Origin of the sequence: Thioalkalivibrio sp. AKL12, from assembly GCF_000377925.1 — a bacterium.
GTDB classification, from domain to species: Bacteria; Pseudomonadota; Gammaproteobacteria; order Ectothiorhodospirales; family Ectothiorhodospiraceae; genus Thioalkalivibrio; species Thioalkalivibrio versutus.
Genome location: NZ_KB898901.1, coordinates 12,210 through 24,260 on the forward strand (window position 1 = coordinate 12,210; position 12,051 = coordinate 24,260).

Below are 12,051 nucleotides of genomic sequence, written 5' to 3' on the forward strand. Positions count from 1 at the left end.
GCCCGCGCCGGACCGACGCCCCGCAAAACGCGGCCGGCATCAGTCAGCGGCTGCGAGCAAACTGGCGTTGCCACCGGCGGCGGTGGTGTCGATGCACAAGTGGCGCTCCACCACATAGCGCTCCGGCGCGATCAAGGTGGTCTCCAGCGCAATGATCGGCCCGTCGCGCAGCGCCAGCGCCTTGCGCAAACTGCGGGTCCACTCGCTGCTACCGACCGCGGCGACCGCTACCAAACCGTTGAGTACAGCCAGCGTTTCCGGCTCGACGACGCCGTCGATCCCCTGCAGCGGGACGTCGGCCTTTTGCAGCGCCCGCGCGGCGCGTTCGGCACCCGGGACTACCATGACCACCGGACACCCCGCCCCCAGCGCCTGCACCGCCTGCGCCAGTGCAACCTCCGCACTCGGCCCCAGGCACAGCACCGGACCGCGGGGATAGAGACGCAGGCGATTACTCTCGCCAGTCGACCCCGGTAGCGTCTGCGGACTCGTGTCGAACGCCGCGGTCTCCGCCAGGGCCTGGCGCAGCAGCCCCGTGCGTTCCGGCAGCGCCTTGCGCAGCACCTCCATCCGGTCGGTGCGCGCGGCCCAGTCACCGGCATCCAGCGCGTCCAGGGCCCGCTGCAGGACCGTGCGCGCGACGCCTTCGCCCCCCGGCTCCGGCGCGGCGGGTACCTCCGCAGGTGTGCCGGGCCGGCGCCCGAAACGGGTCAGGTACAGCGGCCCGCCGGCCTTCGGGCCGGTGCCGGAGAGCCCCTCGCCGCCGAACGGCTGGGAACCGACGATGGCGCCGATCTGGTTGCGGTTCACGTACTGGTTGCCCACGCGCAGGCGCTCGACCACCTGCTGCACGCGATCGTCGATGCGGGTATGCAGGCCGAAGGTCAGGCCGTAGCCGCGGGCATGGATAGCATCCACCACGGCGTCCAGGTCCCGCGCGCGAAAGCGCGCGACGTGCAGCACGGGGCCGAACACCTCGCGCTCCAGGGCCTCGATCCCCGGGAGCTGGACGATGGAAGGCGCGACGAAGCGCCCCGCCTCCAGCACCGGAAGCGACTTCACCAGTCGGCCGTTCTCCGCCTGTGCCTTCAGGTAGTCGCGGATATCCGCCTGTGCGTCGGCATCGATCACCGGCGAGACGTCGGTTGCCAGCTGCCAGGGATCGCCGATGGTCAGCGCGTCCATCGCGCCCTGCAGCATCTCCATCAGGCGGTCATGGGCCTCGTCCTGCACATACAGCATGCGCAGCGCCGAGCAGCGCTGGCCGGCCGACTGGAAGGCGGAGGCGAGGATGTCGCGCACCGCCTGTTCGGTCAGCGCGGAGCTGTCGACGATCATCGCGTTCAGCCCGCCGGTCTCGGCAATCAGCACGGCATCCGGCCCGGCGTTGTCCGCCAGACTGCGGTGGATCAGCTGCGCGACCTCGGTGGAACCGGTGAAGCAGACCCCACTGATACGCGGATCGGCGGTGAGCGGCCCGCCCACTGACGGGCCGTCACCCGGCAGCAACTGCAGGGCGGTCTCCGGCAGGCCGGCCTCGCGCATCAGCTCGACCGCGCGGGTGGCGATCAGCGGGGTCTGCTCGGCGGGCTTCGCGACCACCGTATTGCCCATCGCCAGGGCCGCGGCGACCTGACCGGTAAAGATCGCCAGCGGGAAGTTCCACGGGCTGATGCAGACGAACACCCCGCGCGGCTCCAGCTCCGCCTCCTGCGCCAGCCGCTCGGCCTCGCCGGCGTAGTAGCGCAGGAAGTCGGCCGCCTCGCGTACCTCGGCGATGCCGTCCCATACGGTCTTGCCGGCCTCGCGGTTGGCCAGTGCGATCAGCTCGGGGGCGTGCGCCTCGTAACGCTCCGCGATGGCACGCAGCAGATCCGCCCGTGCCGCGACCGGGTGCGCCGACCAGTCGACAAACCCCATCAATGCGGCGCGCAGGGCCTGCTCGACTTCCTCCACCGTGGCCTCGCGCACCGCCCCCACCACGTCGTCGGGGTCGGCAGGAGAAACCGCGTCGCGCGGTTCGCCCTGTGGCGCATACCCCGCTGCCAGCATCGGCGCCGCCTGCCAGCGCGTCCGCGCGAAGGCCTCGCGCGCCTCGAGCAGCGGCAGGATGGAGGCGGGTTCGTTGACGCAGTAGCCACGCGAGTTCTGCCGCTGCGGCTGGTAGAGATCGGCCGGGTCGCGAATGGCCGGGTTGGGGATGGCATCACCCAGGGCGTCCAGGTCGGCGAGCGGGTCGCGGGCGATCTCATCCGGCGCGATGGTGCTGTCCACCACCTGGTTGACGAAAGAGCTGTTGGCGCCGTTTTCCAGCAGGCGGCGAACGAGATAAGCCAGCAGGTCACGATGCGCGCCCACCGGGGCGTAGATGCGGCAGCGGGTGCCAGCCGTTGCCTTGACGATGGCGTGCACCGACTCGCCCATGCCGTGCAGGCGCTGGAACTCGAAGCCGTCGCGATCGTCTCCGGCCATGGCCAGCACCGCCGCACAGGTATGCGCGTTGTGGGTCGCGAACTGCGGGTAGATGCGGTCGCGCCGGTCCAGCAGCATCTGCGCGCAGGCGATGTAGCTGACATCGGTATTCACCTTGCGCGTGAACACCGGGAAGTGTTCCACGCCCAGTTCCTGTGCCAGCTTGATCTCGGTATCCCAGTAGGCGCCCTTGACCAGGCGCACCATGAGCCGCCGGTCGAGGCGCTCCGCCAGCGCGTAAAGCGCCTCGATTACCGGCGCCGCCCGGCGGCCGTAGGCCTGCACGACCACGCCGAAGCCGTCCCAGCCGGCCAGCTCCGGATCCGCCAGCAGGGCCTCGATCACGTCCAGCGACAGCTCCAGGCGATCCTGCTCCTCGGCGTCGATGTTGAAGCCGATGCCGGCCCGCGCCGCCTGCCGGGCCAGTTCCCGCGCCCGCGGCACGAGTTCCGCCATCACCGTCGCGCGGTGGGTGTACTCGTAGCGGGGATGCAGCGCGGAAAGCTTGACCGAGACGCCGGGACTGGAACGCACGTCGCCCTGCGCCTGCTTCGCGATCTCCGCGATGGCCGTGGCATAGGCCTCGTGATAGCGCCGGGCGTCGGCATCGGTGCGCGCGGCCTCACCGAGCATGTCGTAGGAATAGGTGTAGCCCCCGCGCTCCATCTCGCGCGCGTTGCGCATCCCCTGGGCAATCGTCTCGCCGAGCACGAACTGGCGCCCCAGCAGCTTCATCGACTGCGCCACGGCAGTACGCACCAGCGGCTCGCCGACCCGCCGGATCAGCCCGCGCAGTGCGGCGGCCGGGCGCTGCGGGTCGTCGCTCAGCACCTTGCCGGTCAGCATCAGGGCCCAGGTGGAGGTATTCACCAGCGAAGACGAGGAATGCCCGAGGTGGGCGCCCCAGTCGGAGGGCTCGATCTTGTCCTGGATCAGCTCGTCGATGGTCTCGGCGTCCGGCACCCGCAGCAGGGCCTCCGCCAGACACATCAGACCGACACCCTCCTCGGTGGACAGGCCGTACTCGGCGAGGAAGCTCTCCAGCAGCGACGGCGATGTGTCGGCGCGCACCCGCTCGACGATGCGCGCGCCCTCGGCCGCGATACGGGCGCGAGCCTCGGCATCCAGCCGGATGGCGGCCCGCAGGTCGCGCAACACGGCCGCCTCGTCGACCCCGTATGCCGCCCGGATGCGGGCACGATACGGGTCGAGGACAGTGTCCTGCTGGGATTCGGGCTGCTGCATCGGCCTGCTCCCGTGTAAGGGGGTCCCTGTACCCGGCCCGGGCGCCTTCGGTCACCTTACCCTGTGAAAGCGCAAGCCCGGGCGCAGGGCATCACAGGTGACCGGTCTTCACGTAGATCAGCGTCTCCTCCTCCACCCAGGGATCATGCTGACTCGAATGCGGGCTGCGGATCCACGTGCCGGCGGGATAGCGTCCGTGCTCGTCGATGAATTCGCCGGACAGCACCAGGATCTCCTCGCCGCCCCAGTGCCGGTGGGGCTGGAAATGCTCCCCCGCCGGCCAGTGCACCAGTGCGGTGTGTTCGGTCCCAAAGCTGTGCAGATGCAGGACGCGCAAGCCGCCGATGCCCGGCTGGAAGGGCGCCGAGTGGGTATCGACCACCACCTTCTCGCGGTCCTCGGGCGCGAACTGCTCCAGCTTCACGAACAACGTGCAGCCGGGACCCGAGTGCGGCGTATGGCGGGAACCCGGCGGATTGCGCAGGTAGGTGCCAGCGGGATATTCACCGGTTTCGTCGGAGAACACGCCGTCCAGTACCAGGATCTCCTCGCCCAGCGCATGCGTGTGCGGCGGGAAGCGGGCTCCGGGCTGGAACTGCACGATGCTGGTGGCGCGGCCCGCTTCCGCCTGTTCGCGCTCCAGCGGCTTGCGCACCACGCCGTCGGCACGGCTTCCGCTCCAGGGCTGCGCCGCCGTCTCCACGACCGCCGGCCGGTTCAGATCCAGGTTCAGGGCTCCCGTCATGCGCGCTCCGATCGTCTCTTCAGTCGAACGCGGTGCCACGCAATTAGTTCCTTGCCGGGAAGGGCACGGGCATTCAGTGGTGGTGGCCCGGATGGCCGTGATGATGGCCATCCGGGCGGTCTTCCGCCTCGCCGTGATAACCGCGGGCCTGCCGATAGCGCGCCTTCTGCTCGTCGCTGAGCAATGCGTCCATCTTCAGGTGGTAGGACAGGTGCAGGTGGCGCAGGCGGCCGCGCAGCTCGCCGATCTCGACCGTGAGCGTCTCGATGGTATCGCTGGAGATCCCGCCCTCCGCGAAGCGCGCGTCCAGCTCGCTTTCACGCTCCACGATGCGCCGGCCCAGTTCGCGCGCCTGCTCGCGCATGGTCTCGAACAGCCGCTCGGTCTCGCGGTGTTGTTCGGCCGTCAAGTTCAGTTCCTCGGCCACCTCCAGCACATGCAGCGGGCCCGGGTAGCCGTGCAGCTCGGCCGGCAGCGCCATCCCCATGCCGCGCCCTTCCAGGAGGTCCTCGGTCTCCTGCGCGGAGAGTGCCTTGATCTCGCGCTCCTGCAACCCGGAATACGGATTGGCCGCGGCCGATGCGGACATCACCAACGCAAGGCTCGCGCCCATCAACCCCGAAAAAGCGATAACACGATGCATGAAGGAATCCCCTGGCAAGCAATGGCGTCTGGATTGTAGCCCCCGATCGATCATGGGACACCGAATCGCTCACGGACGTCTAGACTCCGGATCGATACTCATAAGAAGGCAAAAGGACGCGACATGCTGATTATCGGATTGATTGTGGTCGTCGCCGCGCTGGTGTTCGCCACCGCGAAACTGCGCGTACATCCGTTCCTCGCCCTGCTGATCGCCGCCTTCGCGATGGCACTCATCGGCGGCATCGCGCCGCGCGAGGCGATCAGCGTCATCAACGACGGCTTCGGCAGCACCCTGGGCTACATCGGCATCGTGATCGCCCTGGGCACGATCATCGGGGTCATCCTCGACCGCACCGGCGCGGCCGTGGTGATGGCGGAGGCGATCATCCGCGCGCTGTCCGACCGCTTCCCCACCCTGACGGTCTCGATCATCGGCTACATCGTATCCATCCCGGTGTTCTGCGACTCCGGCTACGTGATCCTGAACTCGCTGAAGAACGCGCTGGCCAAGACCGCCGGCATCTCGGTGGTGGCCATGAGTGTCGCGCTGGCGACCGGGCTGTTCGCCACGCACAACTTCGTGCCGCCCACCCCCGGCCCGATTGCGGCCGCCAGCAACATCGGCATCGCCGATGCCCTGGGCCTGGTGATCCTGGTGGGGCTGTTCGTCTCCGCGGTGGCGGCCGCGGTGGGCTGGCTGTGGGCCAGCCGCTACGCGCATGCCAATGACGAAGAGCTGCTGGAACCGGACCCGATCAGCGAGGCCACCGGGCAGGAGGTCGAGAGGGAAGAGATCAAGCTGGAGCACCGCCCGACCACGCTGGGCGCGTTCATGCCGATCCTGGCACCCATCGTGCTGATCTCCATCGGCTCCGTTGCCTTGCTGGCCACCCGCGACACCGAGGCCGGGATATTCGCCAGCGCACTGATCTTCCTCGGCACCCCAGTCGTGGCGCTGGCCATCGGCGTGATCTTCGCGCTGCTGCTGATCAAGGGCGCCGGCATCAAGGACCGCTTCCACCAGATGACGGTCGACGCGATCCTTCTGGCGGCCCCGATCATCCTGATCACTGGGGCCGGCGGCGCCTTCGGCAACGTGCTGCGCGAGACCCCGATCGGCGATCAGCTGGGCGACCTGCTGAGCGGTCTGGGCCTGGGCCTGCTGGTGCCGTTCCTGATCGCGGCGGCGCTGAAGTCCGCCCAGGGCTCGTCCACCGTGGCACTGGTCACCGCCTCCAGCATGATCGCGCCGATGCTGGCCTCGCTGGGGCTGGATTCGACCATGGGGATGGTCCTGGCCGTGATGGCGGTGGGTGCCGGTGCGATGACCGTCTCGCACGCCAACGACAGCTTCTTCTGGGTGGTCACCCAGTTCAGCCGCATGAAGGTGTCCACCGCGTACAAGGTGTTCACCACCGCCACGTTGCTACAGGGCATCAGCGCGATGATCACCATCTACATCCTGGGCCTGATCTTTGTCTGAACGACTCCGGGTCGTCGTTTGCCCGGACAGCTACAAGGGCAGCCTGGAGGCCGAGGACGTGGCCGCCGCCATGGCCCGCGGGGTGCACGCCGCCCGACCGGATGCCCGGGTACGCTCCCTGCCCATGGCGGATGGCGGCGAGGGGACGGCGCGGCTGGTCAGCCACACCCTTGGCTGGGCCTGGCACCTGTCGGATGTGACCGGCCCCACCGGCGCCCACCTGAGCGCTGGCTGGGGCTGCGATCACCGCGAGCAGCGGGCCGTGATCGATGTCGCCTCCGCCTGCGGGCTGGACCGAATCCCCGACGACCGGCACGACCCCTGGCAGCTCCACAGCTTCGGCGTCGGCGAACTGATGCGGGCGGCCCTGGACGCCGGCGCCGAACACCTGATGATCGGCCTCGGCGGCAGCGGCACGGTGGACGGCGGCGCGGGCATGCTGGCCGCCCTGGGCGTGCGCTTCCTGGATGCCGAGGGGCACGCGCTTGCGCCCCACCCGGCGGGCCTGGCCGATCTCGTACGGGTCGACTTCGACGCGCTGGACCCGCGCCTGGCCCGCATCGACATCACGGTGCTGAACGACGTCGACAACCCCCTGACGGGGCCGGATGGCGCGGCGGCGGTGTTCGGCCCGCAAAAGGGCCTGAAGGCGGCCGACATCCCGGCGATGGATGGGCACATGGAGCACCTGGCCCGTTGCATTGATGCCGCCGGGCACCTCCATCGTCCCACGGACACCCCGGGCGCCGGCGCCGCCGGCGGACTGGGCTTCGCACTGGACTGCGTCCTCGGCGGTAGCGCGCGCATGGGCGCGGGCTACCTGGCCGAACTGATCGGGCTGGATGCCGCGATCCGCGAGGCCGACCTGGTCATCACCGGCGAGGGCCAGCTGGACGGCCAGACCTCGCACGGCAAGGTGGTGGCAGAAGTCGTGCGCCGCGCCCGCGAGCTGCGGGTGCCAGTGGTGGCGGTCGCCGGCGCCATCGCCTGCGACGAGGCCGAGATCGGCGACTTCGGCCTGAGCGACGCCCGCGCCCTGTGCGACGGCAGCATCACCCTGGACCAGGCCCTGGCCCGCCCCGCACACTACATCGCCGAGCGCACCCGTGCCCTGATCGAGGCGGCCGAACCGGGTGTCCGACCGTGAATCAGCGGAATGCTCCCGTCTGAAAGGAACGTGTTCGGTTGATCCCGGTCCGACTCGCAGCACGGATCGATACGAACCCAAAGGAAGACCCCATGACCAAGCACGATGACGCGCTTTTTCGCCCCTACAGCCTGGGCCCGCTGGAGCTGCCGAACCGGGTGCTGATGTCCCCGCTGACGCGCTCGCGCGCCGGGCAGCCAGGCGACGTGCCCACTGATCTGAACGCCGAGTACTACGCGCAGCGCGCCGGTGCCGGCCTGATCATCAGCGAGGCGACGCAGGTCTCGCCGCAGGGCAAGGGCTATGCGTTCACGCCGGGCATCCACTCGCAGGAGCAGGTGGACGGATGGCGCAAGGTCACCGAGGCCGTGCATGGCGGCGGGGGACGCATCCAGGCGCAGCTGTGGCACGTCGGCCGCATCTCGCGCCCGGAGCTGCAACCCGACGGTCAGAAGCCAGTCGCCCCTTCCGCCATCCAGCCGGAGGGCGCCTATACCTTCATCAGTGCCGAATCCGGCATGGTTGAAGTACTGGAGCCGCGCGCGCTGGAACTCGACGAGTTGCCGGGCATCGTGGAGCAGTATCGCCAGGGCGCGCAGAATGCCAAGGCGGCGGGCTTCGACGGCGTGCAGATCCACGCCGCCAACGGCTACCTGCTGGACCAGTTCATCCGCAGTGGCAGCAACCACCGCACCGACGCCTACGGGGGCTCGGTGGAGAACCGCATCCGCCTGCCGCTGGAGGTGGTGCGCACGGTGGTCGAGATCTGGGGGCCGGAGCGCGTAGGCATCCGCGTGAGCCCGACCGGCAGTTTCAACGGCATGCACGATGATGATCCGCTGGAAACCTACAGCGCCTTCGCCGAGGCCCTGGACGCCACCGGCATCGCCTACATCGAGGTGGTGGAGGACTCCTTCCAGGGCAATCACGAAACCGGCCGCCCGGAATCCATCATCGACGCCATCCGCGCGCGCTTCAGCCGAACCTACATCGGCAACGGCGCCTACAGCGCCGACGAGGCCCGCGAGCGCATCGCTGCCGGCCGCTGTGACCTGGTCACCTTCGGCCGCCCGTTCATCGCCAACCCGGACCTGCCCGAGCGCTTCCGCCAGGGTGCCCCGCTCAACGAGTGGGACGAAGCCACCTTCTACGGCGGCGACGAACACGGCTACACCGACTACCCGGCGCTCACGTGACCCGTGGCTCTTTCCGGCCGTCGGCAGGGCCTCTGAATTAACTAGACGGCGACGTCGGCCAGGTGGCCCTTGCCCTCCAGCCAGGCGCGGCGCTCGCCGGCGCGTTTCTTGCCGAGCAGCATATCCATCAGCTGCATGGTGTCGTCGGCGGCGTCGAGGGTGAGCTGCACCAGGCGCCGGGTGTCCGGGTTCATGGTGGTCTCGCGCAGCTGTAGCGGGTTCATCTCGCCCAGCCCCTTGAAACGGGTCACGGAGATCTTGCCCTTCAGTTTTTCTGCCTCGATGCGCTCCAGCACGCCAGCCTTCTCGTCGTCGTCCAGGGCGTAGAAGGTCTGCTTGCCGACGTCTACACGATAAAGCGGCGGCATGGCGATATACACGTGCCCCCGCTCCACCAGCGGCCGGAAGTGCTTCAGGAACAATGCGCACAAGAGCGTGGCGATATGCGCGCCGTCGGAGTCGGCATCGGCCAGGATGCAGACCTTGCCGTAGCGCAGCCCGTCCAGGCTGGCCTGGCCCGGGTCCACGCCCAGGGCCACGGAGATGTCGTGGATCTCCTGCGAGCCGAGCACCTGGTCCGGGTCCACCTCCCATGAGTTCAGGATCTTGCCGCGCAGCGGCATGATTGCCTGGAAGTCGCGATCACGGGCCTGCTTGGCGGAGCCGCCGGCCGAGTCGCCCTCGACCAGGAACAGCTCGGTGCGCTCGAGGTCCTGGCTGGCGCAGTCGGCCAGCTTGCCCGGCAGGGTCGGGCCCTGGGTAATCTTCTTGCGCACCACCTTGCGGCCGGCGCGCTGGCGCTTCTGTGCGTTCTGGATCGAGAGTTCCGCGATGCGCTCGCCCTGCTGCGGGTGCTGGTTCAGCCACAGGCTGAAGGCGTCCTTGACCACGCCGGAGACAAACGGCGCAGCCTGGCGCGAGGACAGACGCTCCTTGGTCTGCCCCGCGAACTGCGGGTCCTGCATCTTGAACGACAGCACGCTGGCCACCCGCTCCCAGACATCCTCCGGGGCCAGCTTGATGCCGCGCGGAATCAGGCTGCGAAACTCGCAGAACTCGCGGACCGCTTCGGTCAGGCCGGTGCGCAGGCCGTTCACATGGGTACCGCCCTGGGTGGTCGGGATCAGGTTCACGTAGCTCTCGCTGACCACCTCGCCGCCCTCCGGCAGCCAGGTCACGGCCCAGTCGGCCGCCTCGGTCGCCCCGGCAATCGAACCCATGAACGGCTCCTCCGGCAGGCGCTCCAGGCCGTCCAGGGCCTCCACCAGGTAGTCACGCAGCCCGGCGGCGTAGCACCATTCGCAGGCCTCGCCAGTCGTCTCGTCGCGGAAGGTCACGGTCAGGCCCGGGCACAGCACGGCCTTGGCGCGCAGGATGTGCTTGAGCCGGGGCACCGAGAACCGCGGCGAATCGAAGTACTGTGGGTCCGGCCAGAAATGCAGCGTGGTCCCGGTATTGCGCTTGCCGACGTCGCCGACCGCCTCCAGGTCCTGCGTCTTGTAACCGCCGGAGAAGGCCATGCGGTACTCGCGCCCGTCACGCTTGATCTGGATCTCCAGCAACTTCGACAGCGCGTTCACCACCGACACGCCAACCCCGTGCAGGCCGCCGGAGAACTGGTAGTTCTTGTCCGAGAACTTCCCGCCCGCGTGCAGGGTGGACAGGATCACCTCGACCCCCGGGCGCTTTTCGCGCGGATGCAGGTCTACCGGCATGCCGCGGCCGTCGTCGCTGACCGAGACCGAGTCGTCCTTGTGCAGGATCACATCGATGCGCTTGGCGTGGCCGCTGATCGCCTCGTCCACCGAGTTGTCGATCACCTCCTGCGCCAGGTGGTTCGGGCGGGTCGTGTCGGTGTACATGCCCGGGCGCTTGCGCACCGGGTCCAGCCCCTCGAGGACCTCGATATCGGATGCGGAATAGCTCACGTGATGGTTCCTGTGTCGATTGCGCACTCGCGGATGCGCGAAGGGTAGCAAATCAGGGCTGCTTGCAATCGCCCCCATGATCCCAACAATGCTGTGCAGATTTCGTATTCAAGTGTTTTCAGGAGGGTTCCCATGGCAGAAGCCGCAAGCGCAACCGGCGACGATATCCTCGACGTCACGCAGGAAAACTTCCAGCAAGCGGTGCTGGACGAGTCCCACCAGCGCCCGGTGGTCGTGGATTTCTGGGCCGCCTGGTGCGGACCGTGCCAGCAGTTGATGCCGCTACTTCAGCAGCTCGCCACGCAGTACGCCGGCAAGTTCCGCCTGGCCAAGGTCAACAGCGACGAGCAGCAGGCCCTGGCACAGCAATACGGTGTGCGCAGCCTGCCGACCGTCATGATCTTTCGCCACGGCAAGCCGGCGGATCAGTTCATGGGCGTGCAGCCGGAGCCGAACATCCGCGCGATGATCGACCAGTACCTGGAGAAGCCCTCCGACAAGCTGATCGAACAGGCGCGCGAGCAGGCCAAGACCGGCGACGTGGACGGCGCCCTGGCAACCCTCAAGGCCGCGCTGGAGGAGGACCCCGACAACGGCGACCTGCGCATCGAGCTGGCGCGCGCCCTGGCCCAGTCCGGCGATCCCGAGGCGGCCGAGACCGAACTCGCCAAACTGCCGCTGGATCAAAGCGAGAAGGAAGAGGCCAAGACCCTGCGCGCCCGCCTGGTGTTTGCCAAGACGGCGGCCGGCGTCGACCCGCAGGCGCTGGCGAAAGAACTGCAGACAGGCGACCCGCGCCCCGAGGCGCTGGAGCAAATGGCCGCCTACGCGATGCTCTCCGGACGCGCCGAGGAGGCGCTGGGACTTTACCTGCAACTCATGAAGCAGCACCGCGCCTATAACGATGGGGCCGGCCAGCAGGGCCTGCTGGCCGCGTTCAAGGTGCTGGGGGATGACCACCCGCTGGTCGGGCAGTATCGACGGCAGATGGCGTCGCTGCTCTACTGAACAGGGCCCGGTTACCGGCGCAGCATCCCTCCAACCGGCTATGGCCTCGACCACGCCCCATCGGCCAGAGGCTGGCCTCCTGCACGTCGGTATCCCCGGATATCGACGTGCAGGAGCCGAGCCCCTCGGCGATCGGGCGCTGGTCAACCACCATCGATCCGAGATTCCCCTGCGACGGGAAC

At 68.7% G+C, this 12,051-nt stretch carries 8 protein-coding genes; 4 read left to right on the forward strand and 4 right to left on the reverse strand.

All coding sequences use genetic code 11. From position 1 onward, the window contains the following. Window positions 1–39: 39 nt before the first annotated feature. The 3 genes from putA to D579_RS0111045 form a co-directional block, all read right to left on the reverse strand. Window positions 40–3,717, reverse strand: coding sequence for a bifunctional proline dehydrogenase/L-glutamate gamma-semialdehyde dehydrogenase PutA (gene putA / locus D579_RS0111035; protein WP_018952058.1), 3,678 nt, complete (start codon window positions 3,715–3,717; stop codon window positions 40–42). 91 nt (window positions 3,718–3,808) lie between these two features. Continuing rightward, on the reverse strand, window positions 3,809–4,462 hold the full coding sequence (locus D579_RS0111040) for a cupin domain-containing protein (protein WP_026289512.1): 654 nt from the start codon (window positions 4,460–4,462) through the stop codon (window positions 3,809–3,811). A gap of 73 nt (window positions 4,463–4,535) precedes the next feature. After that, complete coding sequence (locus tag D579_RS0111045; protein WP_026289513.1) at window positions 4,536–5,105, reverse strand: Spy/CpxP family protein refolding chaperone; 570 nt, start codon at window positions 5,103–5,105, stop codon at window positions 4,536–4,538. Window positions 5,106–5,228: 123 nt separating this feature from the next. Here D579_RS0111045 and D579_RS0111050 point away from each other — a divergent pair, with 123 nt between their 5' ends. The 3 genes from D579_RS0111050 (at window position 5,229) to D579_RS0111060 (ending at window position 8,933) form a co-directional block, all read left to right on the forward strand. After that, entirely contained in the window at window positions 5,229–6,590 is a 1,362-nt protein-coding gene (locus D579_RS0111050) for a GntP family permease (RefSeq protein WP_018938810.1), read from the forward strand. Continuing rightward, entirely contained in the window at window positions 6,583–7,737 is a 1,155-nt protein-coding gene (locus tag D579_RS0111055; RefSeq protein WP_081621411.1) for a glycerate kinase, read from the forward strand. Before D579_RS0111050 ends, D579_RS0111055 begins: the two co-directional genes overlap by 8 nt. 92 nt (window positions 7,738–7,829) lie before the next feature. Beyond that, a complete protein-coding gene (locus tag D579_RS0111060) occupies window positions 7,830–8,933 on the forward strand; it encodes an alkene reductase (protein ID WP_018952062.1) in 1,104 nt (367 codons plus the stop codon). 41 nt (window positions 8,934–8,974) lie between these two features. Here the strand turns inward: D579_RS0111060 and parE are convergent, their stop codons facing one another. Continuing rightward, window positions 8,975–10,861 (reverse strand): DNA topoisomerase IV subunit B, encoded by a 1,887-nt coding sequence (gene parE, locus D579_RS0111065; protein WP_018952063.1) that lies wholly within the window; start codon window positions 10,859–10,861, stop codon window positions 8,975–8,977. Window positions 10,862–10,993: 132 nt separating this feature from the next. Here parE and trxA point away from each other — a divergent pair, with 132 nt between their 5' ends. After that, window positions 10,994–11,869, forward strand: coding sequence for a thioredoxin (gene trxA / locus D579_RS0111070; RefSeq protein WP_018168052.1), 876 nt, complete (start codon window positions 10,994–10,996; stop codon window positions 11,867–11,869). The last annotated feature ends 182 nt before the right edge of the window (window positions 11,870–12,051 follow it).